Consider the following 22,106-nt stretch of genomic DNA (forward strand, 5'->3'; position numbering starts at 1 on the left):
CGGTGCCCCCTGGCAGGCGCACTGCCTCACGCACATGGGGTGGCCTGCACCGATGGGCTGGTCACCCCTCATTGGTCGGGAGCTTATCCCCTTGTGCCGCGTCATTGAAGGGGGGCCGCCATGGGATGTGACGGGGATCGGTCTTCGGGCGGAGCGCCCTGCGCGCAGGAGCGGCCATAAAAAAACGCGCCGGTGGGCGCGTTTTTGCAGAAGGGGGGTGAACTATTCGTCGAAGATACCGAAGTGATCCTTGGCGAAGTTGACCCGCTGCTCCACGTTCATCTTGACCTGACCCAGCTTCTCGATGGTCTTGAGGTTGGGCACCAGGCCGCGACCGTTGGCGATCTGGATGGCAAGGCCCGGACGGGCGTTGAGCTCCAGCAGCATGGGGCCGCGGAACTTGTCCAGCACCATGTCGGTCCCGATGTAGCCAAGACCGGACATCTCGTAGCAGGAGGCCGCCAGGTTGAGCAGGGTGTCCCAGTGGGGCACCTTCAGATCATAGAGATCCAGGCCGGTGTCCGGGTGGTGGCGCAGCGGGTTGCCAAACTGCACCGCCCGCAGGGCGCGGCCGGTGCGCAGGCACAGGCCCACCCCCACGGCGCCCTGGTGCAGGTTCGCCTTGCCATCGGAAGCCGAGGTGGAGAGGCGCATCATGGCCATCACCGGGAACCCCTTGAAGATGATCACCCGGGCATCGGGGACCCCTTCGAAGGAGTAGCCGTCGAACACGTCGTCGAAGTTGATGAGCCCTTCCACCAGCGCCACGTCGGGCTTGCCGCCGAGGGAATAGAGCCCCGCCAGGATGTTGGAGACATGGCGCTCCAGATCCTGGCCGTTGGCGGCGCTGCCGTTGGGCTTGTAGAAGAGGCCGTCCTCCTGGCGCAGGATCACCAGGATCCCCTTGCCGCCGGAGCCGCGGGCCGGCTTGATGCAGAAGCCCGGCCAGTCCTTCACCAGCTCGGTGATGCGAGTCACGTCGTGCTGCTCGCGGATGGTGCCGATGAGTTCAGGCACCGTCACCCCCGCATCCAGCGCGATGCGCTTGGTCTTGAGCTTGTCATCCACCAGCGGATAGAGGCGGCGCGGGTTGTAGCGGCTGATGTAGGAGTGGTTGCGCTTGTTCATGCCGAGGATGCCTGCCTGGGACAGACTCCACGGACTGGTGTATTTCTGCCAGAACCACATCTGTTACTTGTCCTTACCCGGGGTGGCACCAGACTTCATCTCGTCCACCAGCGGCTTGAAGCGCTTGAGTTCGCTCAGCTTGTAGCCGGTGTAGTTACCCATCAACAGCACGGTCGCCATCAGCACCAGCTGCAGGCCGAGGAAGTTGAAGGTGAGGTGACGAATGAGCTCGTTGTCCATGGCCAGGTAGGCGATGACCGCCACCAGCAGGGAGCCGCCGCCCTGGCGGAACACCTCTTTGGGACCCTCTTCTTCCCACAGGATGGACATGCGTTCGATGGTCCAGGAGAGGATGATCATCGGGAAGAAGGTGATCTTCATGCCGTCGGTCAGCCCCAGCTTGAAGGCGAACGCCGAGAAGATGCCGATCATCGAGATCACCATGATGATGATCGCCGATATTCGGGCGACCAGCAGCAGGTTGAGCCTGGAGAGGTAGGAACGGATCACCAGGCCGGTGCCGACGATCAGCAGGAAGCCGATGAGGCCGGTGACCAGCGAGGTCTGGATGAAGGCGACCGCGATCAGCACCGGCATGAAGGTGCCGGAGGTCTTGATCCCCACGATGACCCGCAGGAACACCACCATCAGCACGCCGATGGGGATGAGCAGCAGACCCTTGAACAGGGCTTGCTCTTCCAGGGGCAGGCTGTGGATGGAGAAGTTCATCATCTCGGATTTTTCGAACTTCTGGGCCAGGGCCACGTTGACCGGTTGCTCCTGCTCGATCATCGAGAAGGTGACGCGGGAGTTGTGACCGCCGGTGACGTCCAGGAGGGCGCCGGAGTTGTACTCCCACAGCAGCAGGTTGGCCGGTTGACCCTGTTCACCGCTTTGCGGGTTGAACAGCTTGTAGTCGGTCGGGCTGTTGAAGACCTGCAGGTAATCCACCAGCTCCTGACGGCGACGGCCATCTTCCAGGCTGAGGGCGTGAACCACCCGGGCCGGGACGTCCGCGTTGTTGAGCAGCTCGGCAATCAGATTGGCGCGGCTCTTGTGGGACTTGAGCAGCTCGGCATTCTGTTCCTGCTTCTCGATCTCCTTGATGATCTCGCGGGTCAGGGTGTAGCCGTCGGCGGAGCGCTCCTGGGCGCGCTCCAGGATCTGCTTCATGGCCGTGGCGTAGGGCTCGCTCTCGATCTGCTTCTCGATGGCGGGCGGCTGCGGGTTGGCGGCGGGCTTGGCATGAGCATCGGCCATCATGTCGACCCGGTAGTAGAGCTCCTGACGGCCGGAGGCGGCGCGGATGGACCACTCGGCGCGGGCATCCCCGTCTTTTTCCACGAACGACAGACCATAGCCCGGGCTCGCGGCGTTCTCGTTCATCAGGGTGAAGCCGGGCTGGGTGCCCGGAATGGCCAGGGAGGCGATCACCGGCTCGCCGGTGGCCTCGAACTCGAGCTTGGCTTCGATGGACCAGATCTGGCGCTTTTCACCCGGCGTGAGCGGGACGTCCAGCGCGATGTGATGATAGAAGGTCATCCCCAGGCCGACGATGTAGAGCAGGGCGACCAGCAGATAGAACGGCTTACGGGAAACCATGGATTATTTCACATCCTTGAGCTTGGGTTTGGGTTGGATATATTCGCGGGCCACGTCGACCACGGCGATGTCTTTGAGGAATTCACGGCCCAGCAGCACGGGGAAGGTCATGTCGCTGCGGTCCTTCAGGGTAAATTCGGCCTTCTCGGTCATGTCGCCGATGCGCACGGCGAGGCGGACCACGGGGCGACGGTCGAGATCGTCGGCGGAAGCCTGACGGACCCGCACGTGACGCACCAGGGGCGCTTCAATCTGGATCTTGTCGTCCATCTCCTGGTGGCTCAGGAAGAAGCGCACCCAGTTCTTGCCGTTGCGCTCGAAGATGGTGATCTCCTGAGCGCTGATGGAGGAGGTGGTGGCGCCGGTGTCGACCCGGGCCTGGAAGGCGTCGTTGGCGGCGTCAACCCAGATCCACTCCGCTTCACCCACCAGCAGCTTGCCATCGACGGTGTGGCCCTGGCTCGGCGCCGGGCACTTCTCGGTGGGAATGGGCATGGCCTTGGGCGGCTCGGGAGGCAGGGTAGCCAGCTTGCTGTCGACTTTCTTCACGGACTCTTTCATGTTGGTGACATCGGTGTTGAGCTGAACCAGCAGGTGCTGTTGCTGCACATACTGCTTCTGTTGCTGTTCCATGGATGTTTGCAGACGTTGCTCGCTCAACGAGATCTCGTTGCGCAGCTCGGCCAGCGTCAGGGTCGGGGCCGGGGGGGCTTTTTCCATACTGACACACCCGCCGAGACTGAGCAGGGAGAGCAGGGTCATTCCTTTTAATTTGCTTTTCATGTCATTCATTTAACTGTGCTTCCTGGAATTGGGTCAGTGTAACTTCCACAGCCGCCATCGGCTAGTCTTTGGCCTTTCTGGCGATCAGTACGGCACGTTTGGGTGCCGGGTATCCTTCGACCGTGAGTGCAGGATTGTGTGGATCCAGATAGTCACTCAGGGACTCGTTAATCATCCAGTCGGTACGACGCTGTTCGTCGGTGCTGGTCATATTCTCGTCGACGATGCGCACATCGGTGAACCCGCAGCGCTCGACCCAGCGTGTGAGGGCCGCGCTCGAGGGGAGGAACCAGACGTTGCGCATCTTGCCGTAGCGATCGGAGGGCATCAGCACCTGGTTTTCGTCGCCGTCCACCACCAGGGTCTCGAGCACCAGCTCCCCATCGTCTTTGAGCTGGTTGCGCAACTGCTCGATGTGCTCGATGGGGGACTTGCGATGATAGAGCACCCCCATGGAGAAGACGGTGTCAAAGGCCCGCAGATCCGGCAGATCCTGGATACCGAGCGGCAGCAGGTGGGCGCGCTGGTCGTTGTCCATGAAGTGGCGAATGGCTTCGAACTGGCAGAGGAACAGCGGGCTCGGGTCGATGCCGACCGCCAGTTTCGCCCCTTCCCCCACCATGCGCCAGAGGTGGTAGCCGCTGCCGCAGCCCACGTCCAGCACGTAGCGGCCCTGGAGCGGGCTGATGTGGGGCAGCACCCGATCCCACTTCCAGTCGGAGCGCCACTCGGTGTCGATGTGGATGCCGTGCACATGGAAGGGGCCCTTGCGCCAGGGCATGAGCTGGCGCAACAGGCTCTCGGTCTTCTTGCGCTCACCCTCTCCCAGGCTATCGGGGCCGCCGATGGCGACCCGCTCTTTGAGCTCGATCCGGCCGGGGGCCACGACGGGCAGCTTGGCGAGGGCGCGGTTCCAGCGCGGCAGATCCCCGTGCAGGTTGTCGTGCTGCCAGGCGTGCAGCTGGGCGGGCAGGGTGTGCAGCCAGTGGCTCAACCGGTTCTTGGCGATCAGTTGATAAAAATGGGCGAAATCGATCATGGCTTAGTTGGTGTCGCTGGCTTTGATGGCAATCATGGAGCCGAAGTTGAAGCACTGGAACCAGAGGTCCAGGTGGGTGAAGCCGGCGTCCCGCAGGCGCGCCTGATGGACCGCCAGGGTGTCGGTGCGCATCACGTTCTCAAGGGCGGTGCGCTTCTGGCTGATTTCCAGCTCGCTGTAGCCGTTGGCCCGCTTGAAGTCGAGGTGCAAGTCGATGAGCAGCTCGTTGACCTGCTCGTCATCGAAGCGGAACTTCTCGCTCAGGATGAGGATGCCGCCGGGGCGCAGGCCGTCAAAGATGCGCGCGATGAGGGCGGCCCGCTTCTCGGGGGCGACGAACTGCAGGGTGAAGTTGAGCACCACCACGGAGGCGTTCTCGATGGGGATGCCGCAGATGTCCGCCTCGATGAGTTCCACCGGTACCTCGGACTTGAAGCCCGAGAGGTGGGCGCGGGCCCGCTCGATCATGGGGTGGGAGAGATCCACCGCCGTGATGTGGCAACCGGGCTGGGTGACGTGGCGGCGCATGGCCTGGGTCGCGGCGCCGAGGGAGCAGCCGAGATCGTAGAGGCGGCTCTGGGGCTGGGCGTAGCGGGCGGCCATCATGCCGATGGCGGAGATGATGTTGCTGTAACCGGGCACCGAGCGCTGGATCATGTCGGGGAAGACGTCGACGACCTGCTCGTCAAAGCAGAAGTCTCCCAGACGGGCGATAGGGGCGGCAAAAATCTGATCGTGCATGCTGACGCAACCTGACAGCCGGTGTGGTGGGCGGCTGTTTTATTCAATTGAATCTTGGGTGGACGGGCATCGAAATGGCGTCGTCACCGGTTGACGAACGGGGTGGCTTGCTCCGGGATCCTTCGGGCTGCCCCTGTTCGCAACGGGCCATGGTCCGGGCCCTCAGGGTGCCGGGCTGGGGTGGGCAACGCATTGCCATGCACCCAGGCCCGGGACCTTACTTGGGACGCTAGTGTAGAGGAAAGGCGGGCGTTTGTCTTGACGCCAACCCCGGTGGGACCACAAAAAAAGCGGCTTTTTTTGGGGATGGAGAAGGGGCGGGGAGGGGGTCGCTCAAAAGGGCAGCACCCCCTGGCGGGCGCGATCGTTTTCTCCCGGCCAGGGGGCCATCTCCTGGCCGAGCAGGCGGCTGATCTGCCGTGCGAGTTCGGGGGCCCGGGCATTGTCGGCGGTGTGAACAAAGAGGTAGAGATCCTTGCCCTCCTGGAGCCATTGTTTCCAATGTGGCAACCATGGTGGCAAAAAAGGGTGATTGTCCTCGATTTGAGGCAAACCAATCAGGCGCACCACCGGGGCCCCCCCCGTGGCCAGCAGATGGACCGGCAACCTGGGTTTCTTGCCCTGGGCATCGATCATGGCGGCCGTGGTGGCGGGCACCGAGAAGAGCGGGCGGCTGTCGAGCATGATGCGATTGATGCCCCGCGCCATCAGCATCCGGTTGAGGGCCCGTTCCGCCTCCCCCTTGGCGAAGAAATCGGGGTGGCGCACCTCGAGGGCATAGGTGAAATCCTGGGGCAGCCGCGCGAAGAAGGCATCCAGACGGGCCAGCCCCTCTGGCCCGAAGCGGGCGGGCAGTTGCAGCTTGAGCAGCCCCAGCTTGTCATGCAAGGGGGCCAGCAGGCGGATGAAGGCCGTCACCTGTTTGTCCACGCTCACCAGATCGCTCTGGTGGCTGATCTCCTTGGGAAACTTGAAGCTGAAGCGAAAGTGGTCGGGGACCGCATCGGCCCAGCGCTGCACCGTCTCCGGGGTCGGCGAGGCGTAGAAGGTGGTGTTGCCCTCCACGGAGTTGAACACCCTGGCATAGTCGGCGAGGTGCTCGGCGGGCCTGGCATTCATCCCCAGCAACTGGCCGGGCCAGGCCGGGTGTGACCACTGGGGCAGGCCCAAATAGAGGCTCATGATGGTTCCTGTCGGCAGGTTGGCGCACTTTTGCCCTCCTTTTTGCGCCAGAACAACAAAAAACAGGGTAAAGGGGGCTGCGGGCCATTTTACCCAAATGGAGGTTTTCCTCTATAATGCCAACCCTTTTGTTTGCCACATTGTCGTAATGCGCGCGACCGAGCCCCCGGGTGACGATGATCGCGGCCCGGCAGTGGCCAGACAACGACGCCAGCCGATACCCCGGCGCCCACTCGTCATCCCGGTCGGGAGCGGGGGCATGCCTGGGACGGCGGCAAGAATCCGGCTCGGGGAGCCGGATGACCCGAGACAGATTTCAAACCGGGCAAGAAGCAGGATCTGGCCAGCTGTGAGACAGACGGTGCTTGCCAGTCGTGCCCGGCGACCCAGGATGAACCGTCTCTCTACCATTTCGAAGGAAGAAGTCCATGCGCTCTATCTATTGCGGACAGGTCAATGAGGCCCATGCCGGGCAGACCATTACATTGTGCGGTTGGGTCCATCGTCGTCGTGATCTCGGCGGCCTCATCTTTATCGACATGCGCGACCGCGAGGGCATCGTGCAGGTGTTCTTCGATCCGGACAAGCCGGACGCCTTTGCCCTGGCCTCCGAGCTGCGCGGCGAGTTCTGCATCCAGGTGACCGGTGTGGTGCGTACCCGCCCCGACTCCCAGCGCAACAGCGACATGGCCACCGGTGCCATCGAGGTGTTCGCCCACGAGCTGACCATCATCAACCGTGCCGAGCCGCTGCCCCTTGACTTCAACCAGGTCAACAGCGAAGAGGTGAGCCTCAAGTACCGCTACCTGGACCTGCGTCGTCCCGAGATGGCCAAGTACCTGAAGACCCGTGCCAAGGCCAGTGCCTTCGTGCGCCGCTTCATGGACGAGCACGGCTTCCTCGACATCGAGACCCCGATGCTGACCAAGGCGACCCCGGAAGGGGCCCGTGACTACCTGGTGCCGAGCCGCGTGCACAAGGGCAAGTTCTACGCCCTGCCGCAGTCCCCCCAGCTGTTCAAGCAGTTGCTGATGATGTCCGGCTTCGACCGCTACTACCAGATCGTCAAGTGCTTCCGCGACGAAGACCTGCGTGCCGACCGCCAGCCGGAATTCACCCAGATCGACGTGGAGACCTCCTTCATGACCGCGCCCCAGGTGCGTGAAATCATGGAAGAGATGATCCGCAAGCTCTGGCTGCACATCCTGAACGTGGACCTGGGTGACTTCCCCATCATGACCTTCGACGAGGCCATGCGCCGCTTCGGCTCCGACAAGCCGGACCTGCGCCTGCCGATGGAGCTGGTGGACGTGGCAGATCTCTTGACCGAGGTGGAGTTCGCCGTGTTCGCCGGTCCTGCCAAGGATCCGAAAGGCCGTGTGGCGGCCCTGAAGGTACCGGGTGGCGCGGAGCTGTCCCGCAAGCAGATCGACGAGTACACCAAGTTCGTCGGCATCTACGGTGCCAAGGGCCTGGCCTGGATGAAGGTCAACGACGCGGCCAGCGGCCTCGAGGGCGTGCAGTCCCCGGTGGCCAAGTTCCTCTCTGACGCCATCGTGCGCGAGATCCTGGCCCGCACCGGCGCGATGGATGGCGACATCATCTTCTTCGGCGCCGACTCCAAGAAAGTGGTGTGCGACGCCATGGGCGCCCTGCGCCTCAAGGTGGGCCGCGATCTGGGTCTGGTGGAGAACGTCTGGAAGCCGCTCTGGGTCATCGACTTCCCCATGTTCGAGGAAGACGGCGAAGGCGGTCTGGCGGCCATGCACCACCCCTTCACCGCCCCGAGCAACCTGGGCCCGAGCGAGCTGAAAGCGAACCCGGTGGGCGCTTACGCCAACGCCTACGACATGGTGATCAACGGCTACGAAGTGGGTGGCGGCTCTGTGCGTATCCACAACAGCGAGATGCAGGCCACCGTGTTCGACATCCTGGGGATCACCCCGGACGAGCAGCGCCTGAAGTTCGGCTTCCTGCTGGATGCCCTGAAATACGGCACCCCGCCCCACGCCGGCCTGGCGTTTGGTCTGGACCGCCTCAGCATGCTGCTGACTGGCACCGACAACATCCGGGATGTCATCGCCTTCCCGAAAACCACGGCGGCCGCCTGTCTGATGACGGACGCCCCGAGCTTTGCCAACCCGACCCAGCTGGGCGAGCTGGCGATTGCGACCACCGTCAAAGACGAGTCGGTGTTTAAAGGCAACAAATAAGAAAGGGACTGGCCGCTAATGCGGTCAGCCCAATAATTCTCTAATTGATTGAAATATAACGGAGAGTCCCTATGGCAGGTCACAGTAAATGGGCCAACATCAAACACCGCAAGGCGGCGCAAGACGCCAAGCGCGGCAAGATCTTCACCAAGCTGATCCGCGAAATCACCACCTCCGCGCGTCTGGGTGATGCGGATCCTGCCAACAACCCCCGCCTGCGTGCGGCGGTGGCGGCAGCCCTGACCAGCAACATGACCCGCGACACCATCAACCGCGCGATCGCCCGTGGGGCCGGCGGCGGTGACGGCGAGCAGCTCGAGACCATCGTGTACGAAGGGTACGGCCCGGCCGGTTCCGCCGTCATGGTGGAGTGCCTGACCGACAACCGCAACCGTACCGTGGCCGAAGTGCGTCACGCCTTCAGCAAGTGCGGCGGCAACCTGGGGACCGACGGCTCCGTGGCCTATCTGTTCACCAAGAAGGGGGTGCTGACCTTCGTGGGCGCCGATGAAGACGCCCTGATGGACGCCGCGCTGGAAGCCGGTGCCGACGACGTGGTGACCGAAGAAGATGGCACCATAGAGGTCTACACCACCCCGAACGACTTCGGCACCGTGCTGGACGGTCTGGAAGCTGCCGGCTTCAAGCCCGAGAGCGCCGAAGTGACCATGATCCCCTCCACCGAGGCGGAACTGGATGCCGAGACCGCGCCCAAGCTGATGCGCCTCATCGACATGCTGGAAGATCTGGACGATGTGCAGGAGGTGTACCACAACGGCTCCATCTCCGACGAGATCGCCGCGACCCTGTGATCCCCCAGGGCAAGGGGAGGGCGACCACAACGGTCCTCTGCCCTGGCTCCGACGAGATCGCCGCGACCCTGTGATCCCCCAGAGCAAGAGGGAGAAGGCCATAACGGTCCTCTTCCCCGGCTCCGGCGAGATCGCCGGCCTCTCGCGACCCTGTTCAGGTTCGCGAACACACAGGTGCGACACCTTGTTTACCTTCGCAAAAACGGCAGCCCGGGCTGCCGTTTTTTTATGTGCCAGACCGCGCACCTCCCCTTGTGGTTCGATTTCCTCTCTTAATGTTCGCTTAAGTTTGCCGTCCTAGGATGACCCCGTATCTGGACCTCCCTGGCTCTTGTCCTGTTTTTCAGGGCCGAGTGTCGGGATGGTCACCACGAAGCCTGCTGGCAGGTTGTTAGTTCCACTGGTTTGTCGGAGTCTCTCTATGCGTCTCACTCTGGGAGTGATGAAGGTCAATCTGTTGCTGGTGCTGCTGTTTGCACTGGTCTTCAACTGGCCCATTTTCCTGCACTTTTATCGCATTCTCAGCGCCCTTGAACACGTCAAGGCGGGGTTTGTCCTTTCCATTCCCCTGGTACTGGTGGCGGCCCTCAACGCGGTGTTCCTGCCCTTTACCTTCCGTTATCTGCTCAAGCCCTTTTTCGCCTTGCTCATCCTGACCGGCTCCCTGGTCAGCTACGCCATGCTCAAGTACGGGGTGATCTTCGACATGGGCATGATGCAGAACATCATCGAGACCAACAGCGGGGAGGCGGGCTCCTACCTCAACGGCTCCGTGGTGCTCTGGTTCCTGCTGACCGGCCTGCTGCCGGTGCTGGTCCTGCTGTGGGTGAAGATTGAGTACCCCCGTCCCTGGTACAAGGGACTGGGTCTGCGCCTCGGTTCCATCGCCCTCTCCTTGCTGTTTCTGATGGGGGCTGCCGCCCTCTATTACCAGGATTACGCCTCGGTCGGGCGCAACAACAAGTCCCTCGGCAAGGAGATAGTGCCCGCCAACTATGTGCATGGGCTCTACAAGTACGCCCGGGATGTGGTCTTCGCCACTCCCATTCCCTACCAGCAGATCGGCACCGATGCCAGGGTGATCGGCCAGCATGAGAAGCCGACCCTGATGTTCCTGGTGGTGGGGGAGACGGCCCGCAGCCAGAACTACTCCCTCAACGGCTACGAGAAGGAGACCAACGGCTTCACCGAGAAGGAGGCCAATGTGGTCTCGTTCAGGAACGTGCGCTCCTGCGGCACCGCCACGGCGCTCTCCGTGCCCTGCATGTTCTCGAACATGACCCGGCGCGGCTATGACGAGGCCAGGGCCCAGTCCCAGGACGGCTTGCTGGACGTGCTGCAACATGCCGGGATCTCGGTGCTCTGGAAGGAAAACGACGGCGGCTGCAAGGGGGTGTGCAAAAACGTCCCCACCATCGAGATTGAGCCCAAGGCATTCCCCGCATACTGCTCCGGCAATGCCTGTCATGACGAGGTGCTGTTGCAGGGGCTGGATCAGCAGATCGCCGACATGCAGGGCAAGCAGGGCAGCAAGCTGGTGGCCTTCCACCTGATGGGCAGCCACGGTCCGACCTACTATCGCCGCTACCCGGCCGCCGATCGCGTCTTCCTGCCGGACTGCCCGCGCAGCGACATCGAGAACTGCAGCAACGAAGAGCTGGTGAACACCTATGACAACACCATCCGCTACACCGACAAGGTGCTGGCCCAGCTCATCGACAAGCTCAAGAGCCTGGAGAGCCAGTACAACGTGGGGCTGGTCTATCTGTCGGATCACGGCGAATCCCTCGGCGCCATGGGGCTCTATCTGCACGGCACCCCCTACAAGTTCGCACCGGACGATCAGACCCGGGTGCCGCTCCTGACCTGGTTCTCTCCCCAGTTGCAGGCAGACCGTCAGCTCAATCTGGATTGCCTGCAACAGGAGGCAGCCAGCAAGCGCTTCTCCCACGACAACCTGTTTCACTCCATGCTCGGCATCATGGACGTGCAGACCCAGGTCTATGACGGCAAGCTGGATCTGTTCAAACCGTGCCGGGCAGGGTGAACCACGGCGTCCGATTACGCCGCTACGGGGCTAATCGAACCTACGCTCTGTTCAAACCTTGTAGAGCGGGGTGAACCGGCGATAACAGACCATAAAAAAACGGCAGCCACTGGCTGCCGTTTTCGTATCCGAAGGGGTGGGCCTACTTCTGCTCCATGATGATCTGCAGCAGATCCCCTTCCAGCAGGGAGCGCTTGACCAGGGCGAAGCCGCCGATGGTGGGCTGGTTCTGGAAGCGCGCCTTCACGATGGGCAGGCCGCGATGGAAACTTGGCAGAGACTGGTGTTCGACGCAGCGGCGGATGGCCGGGATCAGGATCTCTTCGGCGGCGGTGATTTCACCGGCGATGAGCACCTTCTGGGGGTTGAACAGGTTGACCGTGATGGCGATGGCGCGCCCCAGGTGCTCCCCCACGTTCTCGATCACGCTGCGGGCCAGCTCGTCACCGGCCACCGCCGCCTTGCACACCTCCTGGATGGTGATGTGCTTCTCTTGCAGCGAACTCAGGTGACCGCGGCTGATGAGCTCCTTCACCTTGTCGACGATGGCCTCGTTGGAGGCGATGGTCTCGAGGCAGCCGAAGTTGCCGCAGTGGCAGCGCTTGCCGAGCGGTTCGACCTGGATGTGGCCTATTTCACCGACGTTGCGGTTCTGGCCGAGAAACACCTTGCCCTTGGTGATGATGCCAGATCCCGTCCCTTGGTGGACACTCACCAAGATGGAGTCCATGCAGTCGCGGGACTCGCCGAAGAAGTGTTCGGCCAGCGCCAGCGAACGGGTGTCGTTGCCCACGTAGCAGGGGAGGTTGAAGTGGTGCTCCAGGAGCTTGGCGAGCCCCAGGTTGCGGATCTGGTAGGTGGGGGTGTAGATGACCATGCCGGATTCCGGGTTGACCAGACCCGGCATGGTCAGCGCGATGCTGATGAGGTTGCGGCTGCGATCCTGATTGGCGTCGATGAAGGCGCCAATCTCCCGCAGCAGCATGTCCACCACGGGTTGCTGCTCGATCTCGGTCACCTGGGTGATGTGTTGATCGAGCTCCTTGCCGTCGAGGTCATACAGGGAGAGCTGCAGGTAGCCGCGACCCAGCTTGGCGGACACAAACTGGAAGCGATGCTTGATGGTGGTCAGGGAGATGGCGCGGCGCCCGCCAGTGGAGGCTTGCGGCGAGGTTTCCCTGATGAGACCGTGCTCGATCAGTTGCCGGGTTATCTTGGTCACGCTGGCCGGGGCCAGCTGACTCAACTCGGCAATTTTGACCCGCGAGATGGGCCCCTGCAGGTCAATGAGGCGATAGACGACCGCACTGTTTACCTGCTTGATAAGATCTACGTTTGCTATTTGTCCGCCAGTCATAGTGTCACTGTGTTGTGTAGTGTCCGTTAACCACGGTCCCGCAGACCGCGAAGGCCTGATCAAAGACGGTGAGGTTGGCAATTTTTCCGACCTGGATACTACCGAGACGCGAGTCCCATCCAATGGCGCGAGCGGGGTAAAGGGTGGCCATTCTCAGTGCTTCGTCGAGCGGCAATCCGACCTGTTTGACCAGATTTTCCACCCCTTCGATCATGGTGAGGGCGGAGCCACCGAGTGTACCATTCTCATCGACGCACTGACCATCGCGGAAATAGACGGTTGCGCCGCAAAAATCAAATTTCTCAAAGCCTTCCGGTGCACCTGCCGCCGCGGTGGCATCGGTGACCAGCACCAGCCGCTCCCCCAGCATCCTGTGCGCCAGGCGCACGTTGGCCCAGTGTACGTGGTGGCCGTCGACGATGATGCCCGCATAGACATCCTTGCGATCGTAGATGGCACCGACCACGCCGGGCTCGCGACCGTTCAGGGTCGGGGTCATGGCGTTGTAGAGGTGGGTGGCAAAGCGCATGCCGTTGTCAAAGCCCGCCATGGCCTGGTCGTAGTTGGCGGCGGTGTGGCCGGCGGAGACCAGGATGCCGGCTTCCACCAGACGGCGGATGTGCTCGGGCTTGTTGCGCTCCGGCGCCAGGGTGATCTTGGCGATGGCGTCTGCGTTGTTGCAGAAGAAGTCGATCATCTCGTCGGCGGGTTGACGGATCTGTTCGGCCGGGTGGATCCCTTTGCGCTTGAGGTTGGTATAGGGCCCTTCCAGATGGACGCCAAGCACCTCGTTGGGGTGGGCGGCCATGTAGTCGCGGGTGACGGCAACGGCCTGCTTCATGTCCGCATCCGGGCTGGTGATCAGGGTCGGCAGGAAGCTGGTGGTCCCGGATTTCAGGTTGGCCGCCTGCATGGTGGCCAGGGTGTCCGTGGTGATGTGACCGTTGAACATGACGCCACCGCAGCCGTTGAGCTGCACGTCGATGAAGCCGGCGCTGAGGTTGGCGCCCTGGAGGTCAATCTGCTCGATGCCGGCGGGCAGTTCTGCCTGGCGGGAGATGGCGACAATCTTGTCGCCATCGATGACCACGCCATAACCGGTCAGCACGCAGCTGCCGGTGTAGAGAGTGCAATTAGTCAGAGCGTACATGGGGGCTCCTCAGAGGTGTTTGATGTTGTCGGCTTCCAGTTGCTGGAAGTAGCGCACCGTCTTGACCTTCAACTCCATGGTGGAAGGTTCGTCGCACACCACAATCCCTTTCGGATGCAGTTGCAGGGTGGAGATGGTCCACATGTGGTTGACGCTACCCTCCACGGTGGCCTGCAGGGCCTGGGCCTTGGCGTGACCGACCACCAGGATCAGGATCTCTTCGGCGTCCATCAGGGTGCCGACACCCACGGTCAGGGCCAGCTTGGGCACCTGCTCCATGTCGCCGCCAAAGAAGCGGGAGTTGGCGATGCGGGTGTCTTCGGTCAGGGTCTTGACCCGGGTACGGGAAGCCAGGGAAGAGGCCGGTTCGTTGAAGGCGATGTGGCCGTCATTGCCGACGCCGCCCATGAACAGGTGGATTTTGCCGTAGGACTTGATCTTGTCTTCGTAGCGCTGGCACTCGGCCACCAGATCCTCGGCGTTGCCATTGAGGATGTTGATGTTTTCCGGGCGAATGTCCACGTGATTGAAGAAGTTGTTGTGCATGAAGCTGTGGTAGCTCTCCGGATGTTCCTTGGGCAGTCCCACGTACTCGTCCATGTTGAAGGTGACCACGTTCTGGAAGCTCACCTCGCCGGCTTTATGCAGCTCAATCAGGCGCTTGTAGGTGTTGAGCGGGGTGCCGCCAGTGGGCAGACCCAGCACGAAGGGGCGCTCGGCAGTGGGTTTGAACGCATTGATGCGGTCAACGATGTAACGGGCAGACCAGAGACCCACCTGGCTGGCAGACTTCAACGGGATCAGGCGCATTCTATATACCTCAGTACGGTTGCCGCACAGGGAGTGACGGCAAGGGACCAGACACGGATTCAAGTTGTTTTATAGCGTAAATAAAGATTGCGAACTAAGCCACATCTATCGGCTACCTTTATCTCTGTTGAGTGATAATGATCACGAAAGCTGGTTTATTAATTTGCGCAGCGAAATAAAACACATAGACTGCCAATCAAGCCTTGATGGCTTATGCGTCGAACGTGATAAGCACTTAATTTCTAGAAAAACACCAACTAAGGAGAGGAACCGTGAACATTCTCGGTTATTTGCAAAAGATCGGCCGTGCCCTGATGGTGCCGGTAGCGGTATTGCCTGCCGCCGCGATCCTGATGGGGATTGGCTACTGGATTGACCCGAACGGTTGGGGTGGCGGAAGCCCTCTGGCTGCGTTTCTGATCAAGGCGGGCGCCGCCATCATCGACAGTATGCCCATTCTGTTCGCCGTCGGCGTCGCTTACGGCATGTCCAAGGATAAAGACGGTTCCGCCGCGCTGGCCGGTCTGGTCGGCTTCCTGGTGGTCACCACTCTGCTGAGCCCGGGCGCCGTGGCCCAGATCAAGGGTATCCCGGCCGACCAGGTGCCGGCAGCCTTTGCCAAGATCAGCAACCAGTTCGTCGGCATCCTGTGTGGTGTCATCGCCGCCGAGCTCTACAACCGCTTCAGCAGCGTGGAGCTGCACAAGGCGCTGGCTTTCTTCTCCGGTCGTCGTCTGGTGCCGATCGTGACCTCCGTGGTGATGATCGTCGTCTCCTTCATCCTGATGGCCGTCTGGCCGGTCATCTACGGTGGCCTGGTGAGCTTCGGTGAATCCATCGTCAGCATGGGCTCCACCGGTGCCGGCATCTATGCCTTCTTCAACCGTCTGCTGATCCCGGTCGGTCTGCACCACGCCCTGAACTCCGTGTTCTGGTTCGACGTGGCCGGCATCAACGACATCCCGAACTTCCTGGGTGGCCAGTCCTCCATCGACGCCGGCAAGGCTGTCGTGGGTGTGACCGGCATGTACCAGGCCGGCTTCTTCCCCATCATGATGTTCGGTCTGCCGGGTGCGGCGCTGGCCATCTATCACAGCGCGAAGAAAGAGAACAAAGAGAAGGTTGCGTCCATCATGATCGCTGCCGCCTTTGCCGCCTTCTTCACCGGGGTGACCGAGCCGCTCGAGTTCTCCTTCATGTTCGTGGCGCCGGTACTGTACGTCATCCACGCCCTGCTGACCGGTATCTCCGTGTTCATCGCAGCCTCCATGCACTGGATCGCCGGTTTCGGCTTCAGCGCCGGTCTGGTGGACATGGTGCTCTCCAGCCGCAACCCGCTGGCGACCCAGTGGTACATGCTGCTGGTACAGGGTCTGGTCTTCTTCGGCCTCTACTACGTGGTCTTCCGCGCCGTGATCGCCAAGTTCAACCTGAAAACCCCGGGTCGTGAAGATGACGAAGCCGTACCGGTACAGGCTCAAACCACCGACCGCACCGAGCTGGCCAAGCAGTATCTGGAAGTGCTGGGTGGTCAGGAGAACCTGGTGACCATCGATGCCTGCATCACCCGTCTGCGTCTGACCCTGAAAGACCGCAGCATCGTTGACGAGCGCAAGCTCAAAGCTCTGGGCGCGGCCGGTGTGGTCAAGCTCGGTGAGCAGAACCTGCAGGTGATTCTGGGCCCATTGGCCGAGATCATCGCCGGTGAGATGAAAGCCCTGCGTTAATCGAGCGACTCGCTCACCTCAAGTCTAAGTCCATTGTTGACATAACTAAGGGCCCCGCCTCGGGGCCCCATATAAAAAAAGCCAAGAAAATCCAACCTTTACTTCAAATGAGAGCAGCAGTTATGAACTTGAAACATTCTCTGTTAGCCATTGCCATGTCTACCGTTTTCGCCGGTCCCGCACTTGCAGCCGATGCTGCCAGGCAAGCGGTGGTCGACGCCCTCGCCAGCAACCTCGTCGTCAAGTACGAAGTCGTCACCAATGACGGTGCCGGCGCCGGTCTTGACTGCCAGGCGCTGGGCTCCGAGTGGGCGAGCTGCGGCGTTGCCAAGCTGCACCTGACCAATACCGGTGCCGACGTCACCTCCAAGGACTGGAGCATCTATGTCTCCTCCATCCGCCGCATCCAGCGGGTGGACAACGACCAGTTCACCATCACCCACCTGACCGGCGACCTCTATCGTTTGACGCCGACCGATAAGTTCCAGGGCTTTGCCAAGGACGCCACGGTCGAGGTGCCCCTGGTGGTGGAATACTGGGTATTGTTCGAATCTGACATCATGCCGAACTGGTATGTCGCCAGTGAAGGGGCCGAGCCGAAAGTGCTGGCCAGCATGAGCAACATCGACGATGCCAGCACCTACGAGAAGCCGATGCCTGCCGATGGCTGGAAGCGCACCAAGGATGACAACAACATCCTGATGAACAGCGAGACCCGTTTCGCCGCGAACCAGACCAGCACCCTGCTGCCTGCCGGCAAGATTGACGACCGCATCCTGCCAAGCCCCATGAAGCAGGTGGTCAAGGCCGGCCCGCAAATCGACTTCTCCACCATCAAGCTCAATGCCCTTGACCTGCCAAGCGATCGCGCCGAGGCCCTGAAGGCGCAACTGACCAAGCTGGGTGTTACCCTCTCCGACACCGGCTACCCGGTCACCATCAAGCTCGGCAGCAAGCTCAAGCAGGCCGAAGGCTACGACATGACCATCGGCAAGAAGGGCACCGTCATTCAGGGGCACGACGTTGACGGCGCCTTCTGGGGCGCCCAGTCCCTGATCTCTCTGCTGGGGGTTGACGACAAGCTGGTGAGCCAGATGAGCGTCGAGGATGCGCCGCGCTTTGAATACCGTGGCATGCAGACCGACGTGGCCCGTCACTTCAGAAGCCCGGAGACCATGAAGAAGCTGGTTGACCAGATGTCCGCCATGAAGCTCAACGTGCTGCACCTGGGGCTGACCAACGATGAAGGCTGGCGTCTGGAGATCCCGGGCCTGCCGGAGCTGACCGACGTCGGCAGCCAGCGTTGCCACGACGAGTCCGAAACCAAGTGCCTGATGCCGCAGCTTGGCTCCGGTCCGACCAACGACAACCAGGGCTCCGGTTTCTACAGCAAGGCGGACTACATCGACCTGGTACGCTATGCCAAGGCGCGCGGTGTGACCGTGATCCCCGAGATCAACATGCCGGCCCACGCCCGTGCCGCCGTGGCCTCCATGGAGGCGCGCTACAAGCGTCTGATGAGCGAGGGCAAAGAGGCCGAGGCCAACCAGTTCCGTCTGACTGACCCGGCCGATACCTCCAACGTCACCTCGGTGCAGTTCTACGACAAGATGTCCTTCATCAACCCCTGCCAGCCGGGTGCCGCCACCTTCGTGGCCAAGGTGATGGACGAAGTGGCCCAGATGCACCAGGCCGCCGGCCAGCCGCTGACCGCCTGGCACTACGGTGGTGACGAGGCGAAGAACATCATGCAGGGCGGTGGTTACCAGGATCCGGCCGTCACCAAGAAAGAAGATCTGGTGGCCTGGAAGGGCAACGTCGACTCCAGCAAGCAGGACAAGCCGTTCGGCAAGTCCCCCATGTGCCAGAAGATGATCGACGATGGCAAGATCAAGGACGTGGCCGAGCTGCCGGTCTACTTTGCCAAGGAAGTGAGCGAGATGGTCAAGGGCCACGGCTTCTCCACCCTGCAGGCGTGGGAAGATGGCCTGAAGTACGCCACGGATGCCAGCGTATTCGCCACCGACAAGACCCGGGTCAACTTCTGGGAAACCCTCTACTGGGGTGGTTTCAACGAGGCGATGAAGTGGGCGCACAAGGGCTATGACGTGGTGCTCTCCAACCCGGATTACCTCTACTTCGACTTCCCGAACGAGGTACACCCGGCCGAGCGCGGCTACTACTGGGCAACCCGCTTCAACGACACCCGCAAGGTGTTCGCCTTCGCCCCGGAAAACCTGCCGCAGAACGCCGAGACCTCGGTTGACCGCGACGGCAACGCCTTCGTGGCCAAGGGTGACCAGGATCCGGTCAAGTTCAAGGGGATCTCCGGTCAGCAGTGGAGTGAAACCGTGCGCACCGATGCCCAGTACGAATACATGGTCTATCCGCGCATCTTCTCCGTGGCCGAGCGCGCCTGGCACAAGGGCGGCTTCGAGCTCGATTACGTGAAGGGTCGCGAGTTCTCCGGCACCACCAAGCATGTCAACAAGGCCACCCTGAACAAGGAGTGGAACCAGTTTGCCAACGTGCTGGGTCAGCGAGTGCTGCCCAAACTGGACCAGGCCGGGGTGGAATATCGCCTCTCCGTACCGGGTGCCAAGGTGGTGAACGGTGTGCTGGAAGCGAACGTGGATCTGCCGGGTCTGCCCATCCAGTACAGCCTGGATGGCAAGAGCTGGAGCGCCTACGACGCTGCCGCCAAGCCGACCGTGGATGGCAAGGTCTACCTGCGTACCACCAGCTTCGATGGCAAGCGCACCAGCCGCATCACCGAGCTGAACTGATAGCTAGCCTTCAATCCATAACGCAAGGTGGGTCGCAAGACCCGCCTTTCCCAAGGTCGATGGCCATCGGGTTTGGGAAAGGTTGACTCTGCGTGTGAACCTTTGTTGTGTGTTTTTTGTCTGTTTTTCATCACTTGAGACCCCGCCCCGTGCGGGGCTTTTTTTGACCAGGATCTCTGCAATTTCTCCCGTTTCGCCGTTTTTGGTGCGCCAATGACCCGAATTGGCCAAATTCAGGTTGAGGCAGGGCGCGTAATGAGGGATCATACCCGGCTTGACGGCGGGGGTATGAGGGTGCCAGCCGGCACAACGTCCGCCAGTGACGCATTTTTGAGGTGAGCCATGAGTCAGGCGAACAGCCCAACTAACTTTATTCGTCAGATCATTGATGAAGATCTGGCCAGCGGTAAGCACAGCAGCGTGCATACCCGTTTCCCGCCGGAGCCGAACGGTTATCTCCATATCGGCCACGCCAAATCCATCTGCCTGAACTTCGGCATCGCCCGCGACTATCAGGGTCAGTGCAACCTGCGTTTCGATGACACCAACCCGGCGAAGGAAGACATCGAGTTCGTGGAGTCCATCAAGCAGGACGTCCAGTGGCTGGGCTTCCAGTGGAGCGGCGAGATCTGCTACTCCTCCGACTATTTCCACAAGCTGCACGGCTACGCCATCGAGCTCATCGAGAAGGGACTGGCCTATGTGGACGAGCTCTCCCCGGACCAGATGCGCGAATACCGCGGCACGCTGACCGCCCCTGGCAAGAACAGCCCGTTCCGCGATCGCAGCGTGGAAGAGAACCTGGCCCTGTTCGCCAAGATGAAAAACGGTGAGATGGCCGAAGGCTCCGCCTGCCTGCGCGCCAAGATCGACATGGCATCCCCCTTCATGGTGATGCGCGATCCCGTCATCTATCGCATCAAGTTTGCCCACCACCACCAGACCGGTGACGAGTGGTGCATCTACCCGATGTATGACTTCACCCACTGCATCTCGGACGCCCTGGAGGGGATCACCCACTCCCTGTGTACCCTGGAGTTCCAGGACAACCGTCGCCTGTATGACTGGGTGCTGGACAACATCAGCATCGACTGTCACCCCCGTCAGTACGAGTTTTCCCGTCTGAACCTCGAATACACCGTCATGTCCAAGCGCAAGCTGAACCTGCTGGTGACCGAGGGGCACGTGAACGGCTGGGACGATCCGCGCATGCTGACCGTCTCCGGTCTGCGCCGCCGTGGTTACACCCCGGCCTCCATCCGCGAGTTCTGCAAGCGCATCGGTGTGACCAAGCAGGACAACATCGTTGAGATGAGCATGCTGGAAGCCTGCATCCGCGACGATCTCAACGAGAACGCCCCGCGCGCCATGGCCGTGCTGCACCCGGTGAAGGTGGTGATCGAGAACCTGGCGGCGGACGAGGTGCTGACGGCGCCAGCGCACCCGAACAAGCCGGAGATGGGGACCCGTGAGCTGCATTTCTCCCGCGAAATCTTCATCGACGAGGCGGACTTCAAAGAGGAAGCCAACAAGCAGTTCAAGCGTCTGGTGCTGGGCAAGGAAGTGCGCCTGCGCAACGCCTACGTCATCAAGTCCGAACGGGTCGAGAAGGATGCGGACGGCAAGGTCACCTGCATCTACTGCTCTTACGACCCCGAGACCCTGGGCAAGGATCCGGCGGACGGCCGCAAGGTGAAAGGGGTGATCCACTGGGTCAGCGCCACTCACTCCCTGCCGGCCGAAGTGCGTCTCTACGACCGTCTGTTCAAGGTGCCGAACCCGGGCGCCGAGGATGACTTCGAAGCGGCTCTGAATCCGGAATCCCTGGTGATCATCGAAGGGGCCCGGGTGGAAGCTTCCCTGAAAGATGCCAAGCCGGAGTTTGCCTACCAGTTCGAGCGTGAAGGTTACTTCTGCGCCGACAACAAGCTCTCCAGCGCCGAGCGCCTGGTGTTCAACCGCACCGTGGCCCTGCGTGACGTCTGGGGCAAGGCCGAGGTCTGATAGAAGAGGGCAGGGGAAACCCTGCCGCTTCTGGTCCGGATTGCGGACACAAAAAAGCCAGCATGATGCTGGCTTTTTTATTGCGCCGACCCGGCCGAATCAATCGTCGTGCTTGCAGTCACCGTTGGCGCAGTGGCCATACAGGTAGAGGCTGTGGTTGGTCAGGCGGATGTTGTGCGCCTTGGCGATGTCGCGCTGGCGCTGTTCGATCACCTCGTCGGAGAACTCGATCACCTTGCCGCAGTCGAGGCAGACCAGGTGGTCGTGGTGCTCCTGGGTGGCCAGCTCGAACACCGACTTGCCCCCTTCGAAATGGTGACGGGTGACGATACCGGCATCATCAAACTGGTTGAGAACGCGATAAACGGTAGCGAGACCAATCTCCTCGCCCTGATCGATCAGCCGTTTGTACAGATCTTCCGCACTGGTGTGCTGGCAGTCCGGCTGTTGCAGGATTTCCAGGATCTTGACACGGGGCAAGGTTATCTTGAGCCCGGCCTTTTTTAACGCTTGGTTGTTGTCTGCCATTTCTATTTATTCGCATTCTCGAAGGTGTGGTTATTCTGATTGACTGCCGCTGTAATGGCAACCACGAACTCGCTTGGCCTGTCATTATAGGTCGTAGCCAAGTTAAAAATAAACCCAGCAATTCAAGGGCTTTAGCTCATCAAGCCCGTCATGGGAATATTCAGGCCCGCTTGCTCGACCAGAGAATGTTGATACTA

The 22,106-nt window shown here is 61.4% G+C and carries 16 protein-coding genes; 6 read left to right on the top strand and 10 right to left on the bottom strand.

The genetic code is table 11. The features are described 5' to 3' along the window. Window positions 1–222 precede the first annotated feature (222 nt). From AB5Y50_RS11690 to AB5Y50_RS11715, 6 genes are all read right to left on the bottom strand, one after another. Complete coding sequence (locus AB5Y50_RS11690; RefSeq protein WP_039039849.1) at window positions 223–1,188, bottom strand: alpha-L-glutamate ligase-like protein; 966 nt, start codon at window positions 1,186–1,188, stop codon at window positions 223–225. A 3-nt stretch (window positions 1,189–1,191) separates the two neighbouring features. After that, window positions 1,192–2,730 carry an inactive transglutaminase family protein gene (locus AB5Y50_RS11695; protein WP_041215543.1) on the bottom strand — a complete coding sequence of 513 codons (1,539 nt, stop codon included), beginning with the start codon at window positions 2,728–2,730 and terminating at the stop codon, window positions 1,192–1,194. 3 nt (window positions 2,731–2,733) lie between these two features. Then, the gene (locus AB5Y50_RS11700) at window positions 2,734–3,492 is read right to left on the bottom strand and encodes an ATP-dependent zinc protease (RefSeq protein WP_010674089.1); all 759 of its coding nucleotides are present in this window, start codon (window positions 3,490–3,492) and stop codon (window positions 2,734–2,736) included. Window positions 3,493–3,574: 82 nt separating this feature from the next. Further along, window positions 3,575–4,552, bottom strand: coding sequence for a tRNA 5-methoxyuridine(34)/uridine 5-oxyacetic acid(34) synthase CmoB (gene cmoB / locus AB5Y50_RS11705; protein ID WP_180911551.1), 978 nt, complete (start codon window positions 4,550–4,552; stop codon window positions 3,575–3,577). A 3-nt stretch (window positions 4,553–4,555) separates the two neighbouring features. Next, a complete protein-coding gene (cmoA, locus tag AB5Y50_RS11710) occupies window positions 4,556–5,293 on the bottom strand; it encodes a carboxy-S-adenosyl-L-methionine synthase CmoA (protein WP_180911552.1) in 738 nt (245 codons plus the stop codon). A gap of 333 nt (window positions 5,294–5,626) precedes the next feature. Then, complete coding sequence (locus tag AB5Y50_RS11715) at window positions 5,627–6,475, bottom strand: DUF72 domain-containing protein (protein ID WP_109112019.1); 849 nt, start codon at window positions 6,473–6,475, stop codon at window positions 5,627–5,629. 428 nt (window positions 6,476–6,903) lie between these two features. On the opposite strand from AB5Y50_RS11715, the gene aspS reads away from it, so the two are divergent. The 3 genes from aspS (at window position 6,904) to AB5Y50_RS11730 (ending at window position 11,547) form a co-directional block, all read left to right on the top strand. Beyond that, a complete protein-coding gene (gene aspS / locus AB5Y50_RS11720; RefSeq protein ID WP_160836850.1) occupies window positions 6,904–8,688 on the top strand; it encodes an aspartate--tRNA ligase in 1,785 nt (594 codons plus the stop codon). Between the two features lie 71 nt (window positions 8,689–8,759). Further along, window positions 8,760–9,500: a YebC/PmpR family DNA-binding transcriptional regulator gene (locus tag AB5Y50_RS11725; protein ID WP_010674094.1), complete on the top strand. Its 741-nt coding sequence runs from the start codon at window positions 8,760–8,762 to the stop codon at window positions 9,498–9,500. Window positions 9,501–9,921: 421 nt separating this feature from the next. Continuing rightward, window positions 9,922–11,547 carry a phosphoethanolamine transferase gene (locus AB5Y50_RS11730; RefSeq protein ID WP_160836848.1) on the top strand — a complete coding sequence of 542 codons (1,626 nt, stop codon included), beginning with the start codon at window positions 9,922–9,924 and terminating at the stop codon, window positions 11,545–11,547. 142 nt (window positions 11,548–11,689) lie between these two features. Here the strand turns inward: AB5Y50_RS11730 and AB5Y50_RS11735 are convergent, their stop codons facing one another. The 3 genes from AB5Y50_RS11735 to nagB are packed head-to-tail and all read right to left on the bottom strand — an operon-like array spanning window position 11,690 to window position 14,864. Then, the gene (locus tag AB5Y50_RS11735; protein WP_010674096.1) at window positions 11,690–12,904 is read right to left on the bottom strand and encodes an ROK family protein; all 1,215 of its coding nucleotides are present in this window, start codon (window positions 12,902–12,904) and stop codon (window positions 11,690–11,692) included. Window positions 12,905–12,908: 4 nt separating this feature from the next. Then, window positions 12,909–14,054, bottom strand: a complete 1,146-nt coding sequence (gene nagA, locus AB5Y50_RS11740) for an N-acetylglucosamine-6-phosphate deacetylase (protein WP_041215539.1) — start codon at window positions 14,052–14,054, stop codon at window positions 12,909–12,911. Window positions 14,055–14,063: 9 nt separating this feature from the next. Continuing rightward, on the bottom strand, window positions 14,064–14,864 hold the full coding sequence (gene nagB / locus AB5Y50_RS11745; protein WP_010674098.1) for a glucosamine-6-phosphate deaminase: 801 nt from the start codon (window positions 14,862–14,864) through the stop codon (window positions 14,064–14,066). A gap of 272 nt (window positions 14,865–15,136) precedes the next feature. On the opposite strand from nagB, the gene nagE reads away from it, so the two are divergent. From nagE to glnS, 3 genes are all read left to right on the top strand, one after another. After that, window positions 15,137–16,591: an N-acetylglucosamine-specific PTS transporter subunit IIBC gene (nagE, locus tag AB5Y50_RS11750; protein WP_039039841.1), complete on the top strand. Its 1,455-nt coding sequence runs from the start codon at window positions 15,137–15,139 to the stop codon at window positions 16,589–16,591. 122 nt (window positions 16,592–16,713) lie between these two features. After that, window positions 16,714–19,377: a beta-N-acetylhexosaminidase gene (locus AB5Y50_RS11755; RefSeq protein WP_368162896.1), complete on the top strand. Its 2,664-nt coding sequence runs from the start codon at window positions 16,714–16,716 to the stop codon at window positions 19,375–19,377. A gap of 342 nt (window positions 19,378–19,719) precedes the next feature. Next, window positions 19,720–21,381 carry a glutamine--tRNA ligase gene (gene glnS, locus AB5Y50_RS11760; protein WP_104455640.1) on the top strand — a complete coding sequence of 554 codons (1,662 nt, stop codon included), beginning with the start codon at window positions 19,720–19,722 and terminating at the stop codon, window positions 21,379–21,381. A 99-nt stretch (window positions 21,382–21,480) separates the two neighbouring features. Here the strand turns inward: glnS and fur are convergent, their stop codons facing one another. After that, on the bottom strand, window positions 21,481–21,909 hold the full coding sequence (gene fur / locus AB5Y50_RS11765; protein ID WP_010674102.1) for a ferric iron uptake transcriptional regulator: 429 nt from the start codon (window positions 21,907–21,909) through the stop codon (window positions 21,481–21,483). Window positions 21,910–22,106 lie beyond the last annotated feature (197 nt).

The organism is Aeromonas sp. s6 (assembly GCF_040907815.1).
In the GTDB taxonomy this organism is placed as follows: Bacteria; Pseudomonadota; Gammaproteobacteria; order Enterobacterales; family Aeromonadaceae; genus Aeromonas; species Aeromonas caviae.